The following is an 18189-nucleotide window of genomic DNA, read 5'->3' as shown; positions in this document are numbered from 1 at the left end:
TTTTGAGACATCAAAGGTCATGCTTTGAAATCAGGGAGTTTGTGACAAAAGTCACAGGGATCCGGTTGACTAAAGGAATGTGGAAATGCGGTAGCTGGCGCGAGGAAGTATACTATCAGGGGCTGGTGACGCAGGACAAAATGCTTTTAATACCCCATGATGCTTAGATACCAAAAGGCCCATTCGCATTTTATCTAAATTCGCCCTGATGATATATTGAGTTAAAGGCTTTTTTGGCCAGACAATTTTTAAAAGCTAACAACTGTCAGATCAAGCGATGGGTGCAGATGATTTCAAAAGACGTAGACATCTCTTTCTCCCTTTCTTATCTATCTTAAAACTCTTTAAAATCAATTTCCTGTGTTCTGTTAGATTTTTGCCTTGCCGGAGCTCTATTGCAAGCGCTCGTTCCGCAGCAATCCGCGTTTGCCAGGGCTTGGAAAATAAATAAAAATGCCAAGATGCCAAGCAATACGTTTTGTAATTCGAAAGCCTGATAGGCAACAGTTAGCCCCATTGCCAGCCTTAGCCACCTCATGAAACTCCAGCCTATGAATATTTTTTTCCGAAGTGTTTCCATTTCTATCATGTTTTCCCTGCATAAAGGTCAGTAGAATAGGAAGTAATCATTGTGACAATTGTCACAAAGGAAATTAAGTGTTAAGGAAGCTAAAATTGGTGTTATCTTTTCCATTCTATATAGTTCCGATGCAACAGCAGATCCCCGCGCTGCTCCATTTTCTTTAATAAACGGGAAATCACTTCACGAGAGGTACTTAAATCGTTAGCAATCTCCTGGTGGGTAATGTTCAGCTCGCGGGTGTGTAACTTCTCGTACTGTTGTTTCAGATAAAATTCGAGGCGTTGATCCATGCTTTTAAATACGATATTATCCACCATTAGAAGCAGTTCTTCGTAACGCCTGCGATATGTTTCCAGCACAAAGTAATACCAGGTTTTGTATTCCTTCATCAGCTCATCCATCAACTGAATCGGGATAAGTAAAGCCACGGTATTTTCTACTGCTTTTGCCATTACCTCACTTGTTTCTTGTTTCGCTGCACATATCATAGATAGAGCACAAGCCCCTCCGGGTTCGATGTAATACATAAAGAACTCTCCTCCGTCCTCGCCCTGACGGTAAAGTTTCACCCGCCCCTCCACAATAAGCATGGTAGAACGAAAGTATTGTCCCGGGGTCATTAAAATTTCTCCGGCCTCAAAGCTTTTAATAGAACAATTAGCAATCAGCTTTTCTTTTAGGGATGGTTCAAACTGGGGAAAAAATTGGTTGATATACTGGGGTATTGTTAATGCATCGGCCATACACAAAGTTAAGAGAAATACCCTGAGCACAGAAGGCGTTTGTCAATAGCTGTACCAGGGATTACTTGATTAATCGCAGACTACTATATACTCCGCAAGTGTCAATTGTAAGAGGGCTATACAAGTAAATTTCATTTAATTTATAGTTCCGGTTCTTCCTGAAGTCCCTGCATAGTTTAAACAACACTTAGCTAATTCCATTCAATTTAAGTGCTCTACCTGTTCTGATCTTTCTCCTCCTGAAAATTGTTTTTTCAATTTCAACTGCAAAAAAGACCAAAGATGAAGCAGCACCAACCGCTAAAAACTCTTTTACCGAAAGCGCTTTTGTATGAAAAATAGGCTGTAATAAAGGAGTATAGGTTACAACGGATTGTAAAACCAACACTAAAAATACGGACCAAATCATCAGTTTATTGGAGAATATACCAATGCTAAAGAAAGACTGCGTTTCTGAACGGATTGCTAATACATGTCCCATCTGGCTCAGGCATAAAACATTAAAAACAATGGTTTGCCATGGCAGGCCGTTTTTAACAGCCCAACTTTGCATAAACAAGGCAACAGCCCCCATAAGCATACCTACCCATATCATATGAAAGCCTCTGCCATTGGCAAAAATACTTTGTTGAGGTGGTCGTGGAGGTCTTTCCATAATATCTTTTTCGGCTTTTTCAAAGGATAGTGAAATAGCAGGTAAGCTATCAGATACCAGGTTTATCCATAAAATATGTATAGGCAACAGCGCAACCGGCAAACCTACTATAGGCCCTATCAATAAAGTCCACAATTCACTGGAATTGGTTGTCATCAGGTATTTGATAAATTTTAGAATGTTGTCATAAATCCTCCTCCCTTCTTTTATTGCTTTTATAATGGTCGAAAAATTATCATCCAGCAAAATCATGTGAGCAGCTTCTTTAGAGACATCTGTCCCGGTTACGCCCATGGCAATTCCAATGTTCGCCCTTTTTAAGGAAGGGGCATCGTTTATTCCATCCCCCGTCATTGCTACATAATGCCCTTTTTGCTGTAAAGCCTTCACAATCCGCAATTTTTGTTCAGGCGAAACACGGGCATATACCTTAATCATTTCAACTTCCGCTAAAAGGTGATCATCATCTAAAGCTGCCAGTTGTTGGCCGGTTATTACGATGTCATCTTCCTTGTCTAAAATTCCAATACGTTGCGCAATATTTTTTGCTGTAAGCGGATGATCTCCGGTGATCATGACGGGAACAATTCCCGCAGTTTTACATTGATCTACAGCGTCAGATACTTCTTCCCTTGGCGGATCTATCATGCCCGCCAAACCTAAAAAATGCAAATCGGTTTCATGAAACTCACTGGAAGGACTCTCGGGTAATTCATCCCAGTAGCGATAGGCAAATCCTAATACCCGCTGACCTTTAGCTGCCATCTCATCCACCTGTTGTTGCAAACCAAGGGTGTTAATATCTACACATTGTTCCAGTAAAATATCCGGTGCACCTTTAGTGAAAGAAATAATTTTATGGTTATAGCTATGGAAAGTACTCATAAGTTTCCTGTCGGCATCAAAAGCAATTTCTGCCAGCCGTGGCCAACTATCTGCTGATACATCTAGTTCCCTTGCAACTTCCATCAAAGCAATTTCAGTACTATCGCCTTTGATGTTTTTTTCATCGTCTTCTAACGCATCATTATTTAAAGCAAATGCATGTAGCAAGAACAATACTTCCTGTTGTTGTTTAATGGATGATAACGCCGTTACTTCGTGCAGTTGCCCGTTTACAAACACCTGCTCCACATACATTTTGTTTTTAGTAAGCGTACCTGTTTTATCGGAACAGATATAAGTAACTGAACCCAGGGTTTCTATCGCCGGTAATTTTCGGATCAAAGTGTTATAGCGGATCATTCTTTTAGCAGCCAGGGCCAGGGAAATAGTAATAACGGCAGGTAATGCTTCGGGAATGGCCGCAACTGCAAGTGAAATACTGGTAAGCACCATTTTTGTTAGATCTTCTCCCCGCCACCATCCTGCGACAAAAAACAAGACACATAAAAACAGGACCAGTACAGATAGTTTTTTTCCAAATGCGGCCATGCGTTCTTGCAGGGGAGTTTGCATTTCATCTTCCTGCAACATTTTAGCTATGCGACCCAGTTCTGTTTCCATTCCCGTGGCGATTACTACCCCGGTACCGCGTCCGTGCGCAACAAACGTACCTTTGAATGCCATGTTCTTCTGGTCACCTAGCGGTAGTTCGTCTTCTTCAAGCGGAAAGGTAGTTTTGTCTATGGTTTGTGATTCGCCGGTTAAGGATGCTTCTTCGATTTTTAAATTAATAGATTCAATGACGCGCACATCTGCCGGAACGGCCTGTCCGGCTTCTAACAATACTACATCCCCTTGCACCAATTCCGTAGCAGGCAACCGGGTAATCCTTCCATCGCGGAGTACTCTGGCCTGGGTAATAGCCATATGCTTTAATGCTTGCATGGCTTTCTCCGCACGGTATTCCTGAGTAAAACCAATTACCGCATTCAAGATTACAATCACAAGGATGACAATGGTGTCTGTAAGATCTCCTATTATTCCTGAAATGATAGCTGCTGTCAGTAAGATCAAAATCATCAGATCTTTAAACTGCGCCAGCAATATACCTCCTATGCTTTTTTTTTTACCTTCCAGTAATTCGTTGGGCCCAAATTGGGTGAGTTTTTCATCCGCCGCTGCTTTAGTTAAACCTTTCGGAGAGGTTCCAAGCGATTCGAAAACTTCCCTTATACTTAATTTGTACCAGTTCCTGCTTTCGTGTGGAGATGAATGTTTCTCGTTCGACATTTATTTTATCTGGTTGGCTTAAACGTGCTCCGCATAAACCTCAGGGGTTAATTCGTTATCAGACTTTTTTTTCTGCGCCCAACTATCAATATTGTAAAAAGTGGTATTGGCAATATTTTCTAAAGCATCTTTGGTGGCAAAAGCCTGGTGAGGCGTAATTATAACATTTGGATTACTCATTAGCTTTTTCAATACTTCATCTTTTAGCGGTTGGAGGGAATGATCATAAAAGAAAATTCCTTTCTCACGCTCGTACACATCTAATCCTAAATATCCGATTTTACCATTCTCTAAAGCCACTATAATGTGTTCTGTATTAATTACGGCGCCCCTTGATGTATTGATTATCATAACACCGGTTTTCATGATATCCAGCACTTTTTTATCGATTAAATATTTCGTAGCGGAATTAAGGGGCGTATGCAAGGATATAATATCAGATAACCGGCATATGGTTTTTAAATCAACATATTCCAGGTTATATTTCTCGATTAGTTCTTTATTCTCGTAAAGATCATACCCCAATAAACGGCAGCCAAAACCATTCAGAATTTTAGCCACAACACTTCCAATCTTTCCGGTACCTATAATTCCAACAGTTTTCTGATGTAGGTCAAATCCCACAAGGTTATCAACTTTAAAATTCAAATTATGCACCTGCTTATCCGCCAGAATTAATTTCCTGTTCAGAGCTAGAATCAGCGCTATGGTGTGTTCGGCAATGGCGTATGGCGAATATTCAGGGACATTGGCTACTTTCATTCCCAATTCTCCGGCTCTTTTAATATCTACATTGTCATAGCCCACTGCTCTTACAGCGATGTACTTAACCCCAACTTTATTTAGCTTTTCAACCACTGCTGTCGATATATCATCTCCCGTAAAAACTACTACAGCTTCAAACCCTTGTCCCAACGCTGCAGTTTCAAGACTTAGCGCTTCGGTTACACAGGTCAACTCATGCTTCATTTTATTTGCACTGATCAAATAGGAGCGTTCGAAATCTTTTGTGCTATAAATGAGGACTTTCATCTTGCTTAGTTTTTGAGAATTGGCTTCAAGATTTTAAATACTATCCAGAATTGCATGAACCTTATTTTCGGCCTCCGCAATGTTTTCTATTCCTTTGATCAATGCATCAGGCGTAAAGGAAATTGTATCAATCCCCTCGCTTACCAGGAATTGTGAGAACTCTGGAAAATCGCTGGGAGCCTGGCCACACAAGCCTATTTTGATACCTGCATTTTTTGCGGCTCTAATAGCTTGTGAGATCAGGGTGGTTACCGCTTCATTGTTTTCGTCAAATAAATGGCTTACAATATCAGAGTCCCTATCAAGTCCCAGCGTTAATTGTGTGAGGTCATTCGATCCAATGGAAAATCCATCAAATAATTTAGCGAACTTATCAGCTAATATTACATTGCTGGGTATTTCAACCATCATGTATACTTCTAATCCATTTTCGCCACGTTTTAACCCAAACGATTCCATTGTCTGTAAAACTTTTTCAGCTTCTTGTACAGTCCGGCAAAATGGGATCATCACTTTTACATTCGATAAACCCATTTCATTTCGTACTTTCAGAACAGCTTCACATTCCAGACCAAAACCAGGTAAATAACGGGGATCGTAATAGCGCGATGCTCCCCGAAAACCAATCATGGGATTTTCTTCTTTAGGCTCATAATATTGGCCGCCAACGAGTGAAGCGTACTCATTTGATTTAAAATCGCTCATTCTTAAGATCACCTCATTGGGATGAAACGCCGCGGCTACTTTTGCAATGGCCTCCGACAAATGATCAACAAAGTACCCGGTTTTGCTTCTGAAGCCTGCCGTGATTTGCGCAATGGAATTTTTCACCGGGCCTTCCGGCAGTTGATTAAACTGCACTAATGCCATCGGGTGAATTAGGATACTGTTATTGATAATAAATTCCATCCTTAACAAGCCAACACCTTTTGCAGGGTAATGTGATAATTCAAATGCCCGGTCCGGGTCGGCCAGTATAAATAAAGGAGTTGTTTCTACTTCCGGCACTTTTGATAAGTCGGTAGTAAGTACTTCAAATGGTACATCTCCGTCCAGCACATTTCCTTCATCGCCTTCTGCATTAGCTACGGTGATCATTTGCCCGTCATGAATTACCTGTGTTGCATTACCTGTGCCCACAATAGCTGCTATACCTAACTCACGTGCTACAATAGATGCATGACTAGTGCGCCCACCTTTGTTTGTTACAATACTAACTGCTTTGCGTAAGAGTGAATTCCAGTCGGGATTGGTATTATCTGCAATCAGTATATCACCTGGCTGCAATTTAGGTGCTTCGTTCAGGGAATGGATAATACAAGCACGACCACTGATTATTTTCTTGCCTACCGCCTTGCCTTTACAAAGTATCTTTCCATTTTCTTTTAACTTGTAGCTCTCAATTTTGACATGTTCTTTGTGAGAATGAACTGTTTCCGGCCTTGCCTGAAGAATGTAAATTTTATTATCGATACCATCTTTAGCCCACTCAATATCCATAGGCAAGGCATAATGTTTTTCAATTTCATAGCTCCATTTGGCTAATTCTAACACTTCGGTATCTGATAAAATCCAGGCCGTACTTTTATACAAAGGAGTTTCTACATTTTTTATAGATCTTCCTGTCTCAGCCGTTTCATCATAGACCATCGTATGTTCTTTTTCTCCCTTTTTCCGTCCAATGATGGCATTCTTCCCCTGTTGAAGTGTTGGTTTAAACACCCAGTACTCATCAGGATTTACGGCGCCCTGAACTACATTCTCTCCAAGCCCCCAGGCTCCGGTTATGTAAACAGCATTCTTAAATCCACTTTCCGGATCCAGGGTGAAAATTACACCGGCGCAACCTTTATCTGAACGAACCATATGCTGCACGCCTACAGACAATCCTACCTGCATGTGGTCAAAGCCATTGTCAATGCGATATTTCACAGCCCGGTCGTTAAATAATGAGATATAACATTTATGTACCGCATCAAGCAAGTTTTCGTCGCCTTTTATATTCAGAAATGAATCATGCTGACCGGCAAAACTGGCAGTGGGCAAGTCTTCTGCCGTAGCACTGCTGCGTACTGCAACCGACAATGTGTTTTGAACGCCCGACAATTGATAATAGGCCTGAGTAATTTCTTTTTTCACTTCATCAGGAAACACCGCATTAGTAACCAGGGTTCTGCATTGTTGGGCTATTTCCGGAAGATTAGAAAGCGATTGACTATCAACAGCATTCAGTAATTTCCGGAGTCTTTCTGCAAGCTCGTTGTGAGAAAGAAAAAAGCGATAACTTTCCACTGTTATAGCAAAACCGTCCGGCACTTCAACGCCCAAAGGCTTAAGGTTATTAAACATTTCGCCCAGCGATGCATTTTTACCACCTACTTCCGGCAGATGTGTAAGATCAATTTTTTCAAAAGGAAGGATGTATGGTTTCATTGTTTATTTATTTAGACCCTCAAGGGGAGTTTAACGGACTTCCAGAACGCTAAAACGAGTGTAAATTGCCCTGGATAAATCTTTTCATTTACAAGGCTAATGCAAGTGTAATTTGATTATTATTCTAAAAAAAAGAGGGTAACCATAATCAAACAGGTATCTGATTCTCGTCGTGTATCTATTTTAAGATTCTCGTTCTTTTGCTCTTTGGGGTATATCAGACAGCTTAGCAATTACTTCTAGGTGACAATTTTACCATCATCCATTTCAATAACACGCGAGGTTTTTTTTGCGAAATCAGGATCGTGTGTTACCACTAAAATAGTTTGCTTATTCTCTGTGGACAGGCTTTTAAAAATATCAAAAACAATATCGCTATTCTTTTTGTCAAGATTCCCGGTTGGCTCATCTCCCATGATTATCAGGGGATCATTTATCAGGGCACGCGCAATGGCAACACGCTGTTTTTGTCCGCCGCTTAATTGATTCGGAAACTTATAAGCCTGGTCATCAACACTCAGCTTTTTTAATTGAAACATTGCACGGTATTCAATTTCCTGCTGGCTGTACTTGCCAAGTTTCATACCTGGCAACATTACATTCCAAAGAATATTAAATTCCTGAATCAGATAATGAAATTGGAATACAAATCCAACCTTTTCGTTTCTTACACGTGCAAGGCTAGGGTTGTTTTTGTCGTGTAGCGGCTCCCCCTCAATGTATAACTCTCCCTCGTAATCGGTATCCATGGTAGATAATATGTAAAGCAGGGTAGATTTGCCACAACCGGATTTACCCATAATAGAAACAAAACTTGCTTTTTCTATATCAAGGGAAATATCTGTAAGGACTTTTGACTGTACAGGATCAAAAAAATATTTATTAACTGACACTGTTTGCAATACTGTTTCCATAAATTATTTACCACGTATTATAACAACGGGATCCACATCAGCTGCTTTTTTGGCAGGAAAAAGGCCGGCAACATAAGTAGTAATGAGGGCGAAAGATATGCCTATATAGTAGTATGCGGCATCAAAATTCACCGGAAATGTTTTTATCGTTGGTAAGGCCTGTGTTTCGAAAGTTATATGACTGATAATAACAGAAATCGCGTATCCAAGTATCAAACCAAACACGCCACCCACAGCACCTATAACAACCGACAGCAAAACAAAAATCCATTTAACGTCATTTCCAGAAAAGCCGGTTGCCTTTAAAATGGCAATGGAATCCATTTTTTCGTAAATCAGCATGTTTAATATGTTGTAGATACCAAAACCCGCTACAGTTAAAAGCGTAATTCCTACGGCATAGGAAATAATACTTCTTATACTACTTCCGGTTTCAAACTGAACATTTGCGGTTTTAATATCAATGGCATCTATATCAAATAAAGAGCTGTACTCTCCTGCAACTGCCGGGGCCAATTCCATATCAAAAAGCTTTACCTGTATTCCGGTAATGTAATTTGCCGATTTGTTTTCTATTTTCTGTGCTGTTGAAAGGGAAACATAGCTTTGGGTATCATCTAATTCTGCCAAACCAAACTGAATCAGTCCTGCTACTTTTAATCTGGTTTTGATACCATTTGAATTGCTTACCTGAATCATGTCTCCGGTGTCTACCAAAAGTTTATTTGCTATGCCTCTTCCTATTAAGATATAGTTAGTGCCGACATTCAAATCTTCCACAGTTCCTTCTATAACATAATCTGATAAGGCAAAAAGCTTATCTTCTACGGTAGCATTAATCCCGTTAATTATACCGGTTATTTTGATATCTCCCGCATTGAAAAAAACAGGTACGGTTACCTTGGCCGCAACATCCATCACCCGACTGTCAGACTTCAATTGCTTGATTATTTTTTGGCTGTTATAAAGCTCCAGCCCTTCATCTTTAGGCTTTATTGAATGGATAAAATGCTGATATCCTGAAAATTTTCCAGAGAGATCCATTGGCTGTTTTTCAGAAGGCCTTATCTCATTATAAAAATAAACATGGGGCGTTCTGTTAATGATAAGGTTATCAAGAAGGTCGTTCAAACCCGACATAAAACTTACAAGGGCAACGAATGCAGCAATGCCAAAAGTAACGCCGGCGGCAGCTACTATAGATTGCTTTAAACGCGCCCGAAGGATAGAAAATGCAATTGTAAAAAGAAGTTTTACATTCATAACATCAGGGTTTGTAAATGTATTGGCTGCTATCTATTCCACTTATCACTTCTACTTTTTGAAAATCCATCAGGCCCGTTTTCACCTCTTGCTTTCGATCCTTCGCCAGTAAGACCCACTTATTCCCAATTAAATAATTTCGTGGAATAATTAAAGCTCTCTTCTTACTCTGTATTATAATGTTGGCCTCGGCTGTAAGATTTGGATACAGCTTTTCAGGAGGGTCTATGAACGTACCTTTCACTTTGAACGTGCGGGTAGTTTCATCCATCATTGGAAAAATATCAGTTACCCGGGCTTCGAAAACTCGTCCTTTATAACTATTCATGGTTAATTCAACTTGTTGCCCCCTTCGTATTTTGGCGATATCATTTTCGTCCACATTCATCTCCAGCACAAATCGGTTTGTTCGTCCAACCACGGCAATTGCTGCCTGTGGTGTAATTAATTCTCCCTCTTCATAAAAAACATTAAATACTGTTCCCCCAACAGCGCTTCTGATAATATAATCTTCGGCAAGCGACCGGTTGATATTATAGTTAACCCTGCTTTTGCTTAAATCGTCATTTAGCTGCTCTTTAATATCCTTTAGCTTCAACAGGGAGGTCTGATAATTACTCTTTGAATTTATAAATGCTAAACGCCTGTGCTCGAGTTCCAGCAACGTTCCAACCTTTTGATTCCATAACTGATTTTGGCGGTAATACAAGGCGGAGTCGAGCAAGTACCGTTCTTTACCAAGCTTGACAGCAGTTTCCTGTTCTGCTATTTTTTCTGATCTTTTGAGTGTATTTTCTTTACTTCTCTCTAATGTTAGCCTGGAGTTTTCAATATTTAGCAAAGCCACTCTGTTATCCAATACAAACAACACATCTCCGGGCTTTACTGATTCTCCGGGCTTTACCCGCACTTCTTTTAATATCCCACTTGCTTTCGAAAACACGTTGTACTGATCTTCTGCCTCAACAATGGCTGATGCATATACAGATTCTGTTATACTGCTTACTACTAGTTTTGTCCTTTCCCTTTTTTTGGTACAAAGGATGAGAAAAGGTATCAACGCCAGAATTATTTTCTTCCGCATATTGACCTTATAAACACTTTACCACTAATAGATTTCTACTTATAATGTGCAATAAATAAGGCGACATTGCATTCCTCCATTAAACTATCAGCCAAGCTACTTTTAAACCAACTCGACACCATGCTCCGCTGGTAAGTTCCTAATACCACTGTAATATCCTGCTCGTTCTTAAGATAATTACCTATTTCATTTTCGGGATCACCTTTCAATAGCCGTAATTTAACTTCGGGATAATGACAATCAATAGACCCACGGGGGTAGATATTACCCCTGAGAAGAAGTGTATGAGGCATTATATAAATAATATCAGTCTGAAAAACTTTGGCTGGTTGAACAGCAAAATCAAGGGCATTAGTAGCGCAAGGGGAGAAGTCGGTGGGTACTAATATATTTTTCATAGATAATACTTAAGAATGAGCAGGATCCCGGTCGTTCAAAAATATTTTCATAGGTTTGCCGTTCGCGTTATTCTGATTCAGAACAAATATATCTTACTGGGCTGGAAAAAATAATGACCAACATCAATCGGCTGAGTGATTAACATCTATAATAAAACTACTTCCCATTCAAGCTCTTTCGGCCAGTCTTATAAACTTCGAACCACATCACACTAATGAATGCTACGCCAATGCAAAGCCAGAATTGACTTTGAGTTATAGTCGCTAATTGAAACAGATTACGAACAAAAGGAACAAAATGCAGAGATATCAGGAAGAAAGAAGAGATAATAAGGATGAAATAAGCCAGATTATTTCGATGCCGGCTTGTATAATAAATGGTTTGAGTAAAAGAGCGATTGGCAAATGTGAGAAATACATTACTTAGTATCAGTGTTGTAAAAACAATATTTCTGGTTTGACCGATACTGGCACCGCTGTTCATAAAATAGTAATACAAAAACAAAGTGCCCGCAGCAATAATAATTCCTTGTATGATACTTATGAGCAATTCTTCACGGTTAAAAAAACCTCTGTTTCTTTCGCGGGGCTTTTGTTTCAGAATATTTTCTTCAGCAGGTTCTTTTTCAAAAAAAATAGAACAGGTAGGGCCCATAATCAATTCCAGAAAAATCACATGAATTGGTGTGAAGATGTTAGGATAAATCCACCCAAATATCACTGGCAAGGATGCAATAAGAATGATCGGTATGTGAATAGAAATAATATAGCGGACTCCTTTTTTCAGATTGCTGAATATTTTTCTACCTTCCCGGATGGCAGTTACCATCCGTTCCAGGTTATCGTCCGTAATAATTAAATCAGCGGCCTGTCGCGCAATTTCAGTCCCTTTCGCTCCCATAGCGATACCAATATTGGCTGATTTCAAAGCCGGGCCATCATTCACACCATCGCCGGTCATGGCCGCAATTTCTCCATTAGCTTTTAAGGCATTAATTGCTTTTAATTTAGCATCAGGAAACATGCGGGCGAAAATATTGATGTTTTTTACTGCCTGCATGAGTTCATCTTCTTTCATATTCATAACCTGTTCCCCGGTAAGATATTTAAGATGATTGCGGATGCCTACTTGTCCGGCAATGTTGATAGCTGTTTCAGGATGATCGCCGGTAAGGAGTTTTACATCAATCTTTGCATCATAAAATCCCTTTAACACCTCCTGAATATTCTTCTTTGGTGGGTCATATAAGGCCAACAAGCCTTCAAATTTCCAATTAAAATCATCCTGTTCTGCCGGAAGCTCCTGTTCTGTAGATGCTGCACTAGCTACCCCTATAACACGGTAGCCATTGGATGCCATTGATTTGATAAGTCGTGTGATTTTCTTTTGATCCTGATCGTTTAATCTGCAAACACGGAGAATCCTTTCCGCAGCTCCTTTAGCAGCTACGACTTTTAGATGATCTTGCTCATATACATGTGTCATCATGGGTGGTCTACCTTCCAAAGGATATTCAAATATCATATTTAACTGCTCGGGTGATTTAACAAATAAGTGATATGCATCCACTATCGCCTTCTCCATTGCATCAAAAGGATCCGTTTCGCTAGCCAGTACGCCATATCGTAATACATTTTCGATCTGGAATCGGGTAGTATCACTTAAGTCAATCAAAGTATCAGTACCATAATTGTAAATGGTCTTCACCTGCATTTTATTTTCAGTGATGGTGCCAGTTTTATCCAGACAGATCACACTTACTGCACCCAAGCTTTCTACGATCTGCGGCTGACGAGAGATAATTCCCAGCTTGCTCATCTTGTAAGCCCCTAGTGCCATAAAAGAAGAAAACGCTACGGGTATTTCTTCAGGCACTGCTGACATGGCTAATGTTAATGCGAATAGTAAGCTGATAGCAAATTGCTGGTGGTGCAGGTAATTCACAAAAAAGATGATCAAAAAACCAATCAGTCCAAACAATGCCAAACGGTTTACAAACTGGTTAATTTGAAATTGTAACAGGGTTTTTGGTGAATGATAAGCTTCGATGGATTTACCTAGTTTACCTAAAACCGTATTGTTTCCAGTTGTTGTTACTTGCGCAACACATTTACCACTGTTTATAGTGGTGCCCTGGTATAGTATATTATGTCCTTCAGTTTCATTTTTATCTGCCGGTATAGATTCACCGGTGATAATGGATTCGTTTACCGTAAAGTCATTTTCCCGCAAAATGATGGCATCAGCAGGAATATTCATCCCCTCTTCCAATAGCATAATATCGCCGGGAACAAGTTCTTCTGTATTAATAATTAATTCATTACCATCCCTGATCACTGTGACTTTTGGCTCAGAAAATTGCTTTAATGCGGTTAACGCGTTGCTGCTTTTTACTTCCTGATACAGTGAGATGGCTGTCACGAAAACCATCGCCACCAGCATCATAATACCTTCACTTACCTCGTCTAAAATAAAATACAAAGAACAGGCGACAAGCAAAAGGATGAACATCGGTTCTTTCACAATATCCCCAACAATATGAACGAAGCGTCGTGAAGGTTCAGCATGAAAAATATTTTTACCGAACTGCTTGAGCAAAACAGGAACTTGCTGAACAGGTAATCCCTGTATATTGCCTAAATGAATTGTCCTTTTATGGTAACTCATTTTTTGTGTTTCTCTATTTCAAAATTCTTTTTAAACATTAGTGCAAGTACTAGCATGGATGCTGGTGCTGTAAATCCCCAGGGCAAACCAATAAGAAGTAGTATATCAGAAAAGTTTGGATAGAAATACACAAATGCAATCAAGGGTGTTACCAGGCCATGAGCAAAAAAAATATATCTAACCCACTTTTGAAAACCCTCTTTTTCAAATACAGGTACTGCAAATAAAGTGGCTAAACCCATAAATATATACCCAATTGCATCAAAATTCCAAAAGAGAGAGTGTGGAGTTTGAATGAGAATACCAATTTCCTCTGCTTTGCCTTTAAGCGTCATAGGAATGACCGTTGCTAATTGAACTACATAATTTGCAGTAACAAATACCACATATATAACTGTAGAGAGAAGAGCCGCATGGCTCCAATACTTTTTCTCGAATGGTGTTATATGGTGAAGTGCAAGCACCTCAAGCAAGAAAGGTATAGGTATGCAAAGGGAAAATCCATATATGGATATTTCGTCCCATGGATATTTAAGAACTCCTAAAACTTGGAGAATCTGAACGATAAAGAATGCAACTGTTGCAGTAAATGCAATAATTCCTGACCAGAATCCAACTTTATAGATTGTTTTATTTAAGTTCGCCTCCATTAGTTTGCGAATATCTTTACGGGTATTTCATTCCTTTAATAAGAGTATTAAATGGAAATCAATTTTATATCATAAACTTTTTACCTACCATACGTTAAAGATTTTAATATGAAGGTCTTATGGAATATAATGATTTACATTTTCTTGATGTCGAACTTCAGTTCTTGGTATTACTATAAAAGCCACCCTCAAAACGGCCGGAAACTTTTTCGAAACGAATTCTATAGAATACCTGATCAGAATTAATTTTATTCTGGTGCTCCTTATTTTCCGTCTCGGATAAAGCAGGTAAGCTTGCTCTCTCTCTAAGTGTATATTCCGTATAGCGAGGTATTAACTGCCTAAGTTCTTCTTCACCGGTTATTTCTTCAAAAACACCATTAGCAATCACGCATTTCCATTGATAGGAATTGTTGATCTCATCTACTTCAAAACATACAGAAGGATGGTTACGCATCATATCTATTTTAAGTCCTTCAAGCGAATAACATAAAACAGCATCCTGTTCATACAGGTAATTAATGGGCACGATATATACATTAACACCATCAGTACACCCGATACGGCCAATAGAATTCATTTTCAAAACCTCTTGAATTTCATTCTCGTTCAATTCAACCAGCATCTCATTCTCCTTTAGTCCCAAAAAAAGACTCACCTAATAAAATAGATAAAACACCATGACAGTTGACATATTTCTTTCTCCCAATCGTTTAATTTTTCTTCTTATTCTTTTCATCTAAGAAAAAACAGTGAGATGCACACGAATGTAATTTGTAATTTTTATGCACGGTGCCTAGCATATGTCCTTTTGAGTCTAGTATCTCACACATCTGCTGATCTTTATCCTTTGTCTTGATAACACTTGCTCCTTGCAGGTTATAGAAGGTGCCATTCTTGTTGGCTTTTCCAAGTTTTTTTCCCTTCCCATCGAAAACATTTCCGCTCTTATCAATAAAATATATTTTTTGGCCTTTATTGTTCCAGGCGATGTTGTTCTTATCAATATATCCCAACTTAGTGCCGCCATGATCATGAATGCCACCTTTCGCATCAATAAAAATCCTGTGGGTCTTTATTGTATCTTGTTTAATTTGTTTTGCCTTAACGGTTCCCGTGGTTACCTGGCTAAAAGTATTTGCAGCAATTACTGTAAATAATGCTAAAAAGAATATGGATAGAGTTTTCATTTCATTTTGATTTTATTAAAAGTAGAACTTCTAAATGCGATTATAATTAATAGAAATCAAATCATAACATGATATTAATCAATGTAATATGAACTTAAAAAAAAGTTAAAACACCTCCGTCAATAGGATGTGTACCAGAACTGAAAAGGGCAGTAATGAATACACAACGATCTATTCGAGTCTTCCTTTTAGTATTTTTAATTAATCAGGAGAACCTGGCGGTACTACTCAAGAACCCGTTTCTAGTCGAGGAGACTTTGGACTAGACAGACGGTCTCTTCTATATCTTCTGAATGTCCGCAAATGTGTTTTAACTGAGATTTTTCAATTTGTGTTTAAAATCACTTTTTTTTCGACCCTACATCATTCGACAGTCTTTTTTGCCATAATACCTTTGTATAGAAACCTGCATAGTATTAAATAGAACGAAGAATTATGAAAACTTCGAATTTCAATACCGGCAAAACAACGAGATTCTTCGGACTCACCCTGGCCGTTTTACTAGCCATAGGCTTAAATGCTTTTACGGTAAACGCGCAGACTCCTTTTAAAAACGTGACAGGCTCTCAAATAAAAGTCGACGGTACTTCAAATATTCATGATTGGACAATGAGTGCTACCGGTTTCAGCAGTGAAGGAATATGTGTGCTGAATGGCAGCCAACTGCAAGATCTTACCGCTTTAAGCTTCGCCCTTCCGGTTACCAATTTAAAAGGGAAAGACGATCTGTTGAATACAAGGGCACATAAAGCATTGAAGGCCGAACTGTTTAATAAAATTACCTTTAAGCTTACTAATGCTACCATAGAATCAAAGCAAAAAATAATTAAAGCGATGGGAAATTTAACCATTGGTGGTGTAACAAAGTCGGTTACCCTGCAAGCTTCTTACACCGTTGACGGTGATGAAATCACCTTCAAAGGGTCTGAGGTTCTTAAAATGAGCGAATACAGTATTAAGCCTCCAACTTTTATGATGGGCGCATTGAAAGTAGCTGATCCGGTAACAGTCAACTTTATACTTAAAGTAAAAAATTAAACACTAAACTTTCATTTTAAATACTAAAAAAATGAAAACTCAATTTTCCAACATCATCGAAAAAGCCGCCTTAATACTTGCACTTGTGAGTCCGATAGTATTAAAGGCACAAACAGACGTAGCGAACCTTCGCGCTTACGATAAAACAGGAATCAATGTTTTCGAAGCTCCGAAAGACACAAATGCAATATTTGACAGGCTAAAAGTGCAATGGGGGGCTGGTTTCACACAGTCATTCCAGGGCCTGAAACATAAGAATGTTTCCGGCGGACTGTACAAAATGACTCCGGGGTTCAACACAGCGAATGCTAATTTATTTATGGACGTTCAGCTTGCAGAAGGTATCAGGTTAAATTTAACCAGCTACTTGTCATCTCGTCACCACAACGAAACCTGGGTTAAAGGAGGTTATATTCAATTTGACAGGCTTCCATTTAAAGGTCAGATTTGGGATGATATCATGAAGCTTACCACCATTAAAGTAGGGCACATGGAAATCAATTACGGGGATCAGCATTTCCGCAGATCGGATGGTGGTCACACGCTTTATAACCCTTTTGCTGAAAACTACATAATGGATGCATTTACAACAGAAATTGGTGGTGAGGTATTAGTTCGGAAAAGCGGCTTCTTTGGTTTGGTAGGTATTACCAACGGTATGATAAAAGGTAATATCGATAGCATTGTAGCAACTCCTCAGGATAGCGATATTCACAAATCCCCTGCTGTGTATTTAAAAGCCGGTTTCGATAAACAATTAACTCAGAGTATTCGCCTTCGTATTTCAGGGTCTTATTATGGAAATAAAAGCTCCGGAGGTAATACTCTTTATGCTGGCGATCGTACTGGTTCTAATTATTTTATGGTTTTGGAGAAAGTCGGAAGTAAATCTGCAGATCAGTTTACATCAGGCCGGGTTAGTCCTGGTTTTAGCAAACGCGTAGACGCAGTGCAGGTGAGTGGGTTTGCTAAAGCTTATGGCCTGGAGCTTTTCGGGACTTACGAAATGGCTAAGGGAAGGACCAGAAGTGAAGTAAATGATAGAAAAGCCACTCAGTACGCCGTTGATGCTGTTTACAGAATCGGTGCTGCAGAGAACTTTTTTGTAGGCGCAAGATATAATGTCTTAGAGTACAGGCCAATGAATGTAACAGGAGCAACTCCCATTACATATACTCAGGATGTGAAAGTTGATCGCATAACTTTCGGTGCGGGTTGGTTCTTAACTAATAATATCTTATTAAAAGGTGAATATGTGAAACAACAACACAAAGATTATCCAGCATCTAACATCTTTAATGGTGGCGAATTTAAAGGTTATGTAATACAGGCCGTAGTAGGATTTTAGGCAGTATTTCACAAT

Annotated in this window: 15 protein-coding genes; 2 read left to right on the top strand and 13 right to left on the bottom strand. The window is 39.2% G+C overall.

What is annotated here, in order from left to right:
* Nucleotides 1-334: 334 nt before the first annotated feature.
* The 13 genes from WG906_RS06300 to WG906_RS06240 all read right to left on the bottom strand — a co-directional run bounded on the left by WG906_RS06300 (nucleotide 335) and on the right by WG906_RS06240 (nucleotide 15788).
* Nucleotides 335-580 carry a hypothetical protein gene (locus tag WG906_RS06300; protein WP_339991696.1) on the bottom strand — a complete coding sequence of 82 codons (246 nt, stop codon included), beginning with the start codon at nucleotides 578-580 and terminating at the stop codon, nucleotides 335-337.
* Nucleotides 581-681: 101 nt separating this feature from the next.
* A complete protein-coding gene (locus WG906_RS06295) occupies nucleotides 682-1326 on the bottom strand; it encodes a Crp/Fnr family transcriptional regulator (protein ID WP_339991695.1) in 645 nt (214 codons plus the stop codon).
* A gap of 187 nt (nucleotides 1327-1513) precedes the next feature.
* Complete coding sequence (locus tag WG906_RS06290) at nucleotides 1514-4156, bottom strand: cation-translocating P-type ATPase (protein ID WP_339991694.1); 2643 nt, start codon at nucleotides 4154-4156, stop codon at nucleotides 1514-1516.
* A gap of 18 nt (nucleotides 4157-4174) precedes the next feature.
* Nucleotides 4175-5188 (bottom strand): 2-hydroxyacid dehydrogenase, encoded by a 1014-nt coding sequence (locus WG906_RS06285; protein WP_339991693.1) that lies wholly within the window; start codon nucleotides 5186-5188, stop codon nucleotides 4175-4177.
* 33 nt (nucleotides 5189-5221) lie between these two features.
* Nucleotides 5222-7621 carry a phosphoenolpyruvate synthase gene (ppsA, locus tag WG906_RS06280; protein WP_339991692.1) on the bottom strand — a complete coding sequence of 800 codons (2400 nt, stop codon included), beginning with the start codon at nucleotides 7619-7621 and terminating at the stop codon, nucleotides 5222-5224.
* Nucleotides 7622-7860: 239 nt separating this feature from the next.
* On the bottom strand, nucleotides 7861-8535 hold the full coding sequence (locus WG906_RS06275) for an ABC transporter ATP-binding protein (RefSeq protein ID WP_339991691.1): 675 nt from the start codon (nucleotides 8533-8535) through the stop codon (nucleotides 7861-7863).
* 3 nt (nucleotides 8536-8538) lie between these two features.
* Nucleotides 8539-9798 carry an ABC transporter permease gene (locus WG906_RS06270; RefSeq protein WP_339991690.1) on the bottom strand — a complete coding sequence of 420 codons (1260 nt, stop codon included), beginning with the start codon at nucleotides 9796-9798 and terminating at the stop codon, nucleotides 8539-8541.
* A 4-nt stretch (nucleotides 9799-9802) separates the two neighbouring features.
* Nucleotides 9803-10882: an efflux RND transporter periplasmic adaptor subunit gene (locus WG906_RS06265; RefSeq protein WP_339991688.1), complete on the bottom strand. Its 1080-nt coding sequence runs from the start codon at nucleotides 10880-10882 to the stop codon at nucleotides 9803-9805.
* Between the two features lie 35 nt (nucleotides 10883-10917).
* Nucleotides 10918-11280, bottom strand: a complete 363-nt coding sequence (locus tag WG906_RS06260; RefSeq protein WP_339991687.1) for a universal stress protein — start codon at nucleotides 11278-11280, stop codon at nucleotides 10918-10920.
* Nucleotides 11281-11437: 157 nt separating this feature from the next.
* Nucleotides 11438-13948: a cation-translocating P-type ATPase gene (locus WG906_RS06255; protein ID WP_339991686.1), complete on the bottom strand. Its 2511-nt coding sequence runs from the start codon at nucleotides 13946-13948 to the stop codon at nucleotides 11438-11440.
* On the bottom strand, nucleotides 13945-14598 hold the full coding sequence (locus tag WG906_RS06250) for a hypothetical protein (RefSeq protein WP_339991685.1): 654 nt from the start codon (nucleotides 14596-14598) through the stop codon (nucleotides 13945-13947). Before WG906_RS06250 ends, WG906_RS06255 begins: the two co-directional genes overlap by 4 nt.
* Nucleotides 14599-14755: 157 nt before the next feature.
* On the bottom strand, nucleotides 14756-15256 hold the full coding sequence (locus WG906_RS06245; protein WP_339991684.1) for a pyridoxamine 5'-phosphate oxidase family protein: 501 nt from the start codon (nucleotides 15254-15256) through the stop codon (nucleotides 14756-14758).
* Nucleotides 15257-15311: 55 nt separating this feature from the next.
* Complete coding sequence (locus tag WG906_RS06240) at nucleotides 15312-15788, bottom strand: 5-fold beta-flower protein (protein WP_339991683.1); 477 nt, start codon at nucleotides 15786-15788, stop codon at nucleotides 15312-15314.
* A gap of 435 nt (nucleotides 15789-16223) precedes the next feature.
* On the opposite strand from WG906_RS06240, the gene WG906_RS06235 reads away from it, so the two are divergent.
* Nucleotides 16224-16826 (top strand): YceI family protein, encoded by a 603-nt coding sequence (locus WG906_RS06235; RefSeq protein ID WP_339991682.1) that lies wholly within the window; start codon nucleotides 16224-16226, stop codon nucleotides 16824-16826.
* Nucleotides 16827-16857: 31 nt separating this feature from the next.
* Entirely contained in the window at nucleotides 16858-18174 is a 1317-nt protein-coding gene (locus tag WG906_RS06230; protein WP_339991681.1) for a hypothetical protein, read from the top strand.
* Nucleotides 18175-18189 lie beyond the last annotated feature (15 nt).

This window comes from Pedobacter superstes (assembly GCF_037622515.1).
GTDB classification, from domain to species: Bacteria; Bacteroidota; Bacteroidia; order Sphingobacteriales; family Sphingobacteriaceae; genus Paradesertivirga; species Paradesertivirga superstes.
Note: the sequence above shows the minus strand (reverse complement) of the source record. Positions and strands in the feature narration are given on the sequence as shown.

What these genes read in the sequence shown, in the direction of transcription:
- ppsA (WP_339991692.1), bottom strand. Translation starts at nt 7,621, where the DNA reads ATGAAACCATACATCCTTCCTTTTGAAAAAATTGATCTTACACATCTG.
- WG906_RS06285 (WP_339991693.1), bottom strand. Translation starts at nt 5,188, where the DNA reads ATGAAAGTCCTCATTTATAGCACAAAAGATTTCGAACGCTCCTATTTG.
- WG906_RS06290 (WP_339991694.1), bottom strand. Translation starts at nt 4,156, where the DNA reads ATGTCGAACGAGAAACATTCATCTCCACACGAAAGCAGGAACTGGTAC.
- WG906_RS06265 (WP_339991688.1), bottom strand. Translation starts at nt 10,882, where the DNA reads ATGCGGAAGAAAATAATTCTGGCGTTGATACCTTTTCTCATCCTTTGT.
- WG906_RS06300 (WP_339991696.1), bottom strand. Translation starts at nt 580, where the DNA reads ATGGAAACACTTCGGAAAAAAATATTCATAGGCTGGAGTTTCATGAGG.
- WG906_RS06235 (WP_339991682.1), top strand. Translation starts at nt 16,224, where the DNA reads ATGAAAACTTCGAATTTCAATACCGGCAAAACAACGAGATTCTTCGGA.
- WG906_RS06275 (WP_339991691.1), bottom strand. Translation starts at nt 8,535, where the DNA reads ATGGAAACAGTATTGCAAACAGTGTCAGTTAATAAATATTTTTTTGAT.
- WG906_RS06260 (WP_339991687.1), bottom strand. Translation starts at nt 11,280, where the DNA reads ATGAAAAATATATTAGTACCCACCGACTTCTCCCCTTGCGCTACTAAT.
- WG906_RS06250 (WP_339991685.1), bottom strand. Translation starts at nt 14,598, where the DNA reads ATGGAGGCGAACTTAAATAAAACAATCTATAAAGTTGGATTCTGGTCA.
- WG906_RS06295 (WP_339991695.1), bottom strand. Translation starts at nt 1,326, where the DNA reads ATGGCCGATGCATTAACAATACCCCAGTATATCAACCAATTTTTTCCC.
- WG906_RS06270 (WP_339991690.1), bottom strand. Translation starts at nt 9,798, where the DNA reads ATGAATGTAAAACTTCTTTTTACAATTGCATTTTCTATCCTTCGGGCG.
- WG906_RS06230 (WP_339991681.1), top strand. Translation starts at nt 16,858, where the DNA reads ATGAAAACTCAATTTTCCAACATCATCGAAAAAGCCGCCTTAATACTT.
- WG906_RS06240 (WP_339991683.1), bottom strand. Translation starts at nt 15,788, where the DNA reads ATGAAAACTCTATCCATATTCTTTTTAGCATTATTTACAGTAATTGCT.
- WG906_RS06255 (WP_339991686.1), bottom strand. Translation starts at nt 13,948, where the DNA reads ATGAGTTACCATAAAAGGACAATTCATTTAGGCAATATACAGGGATTA.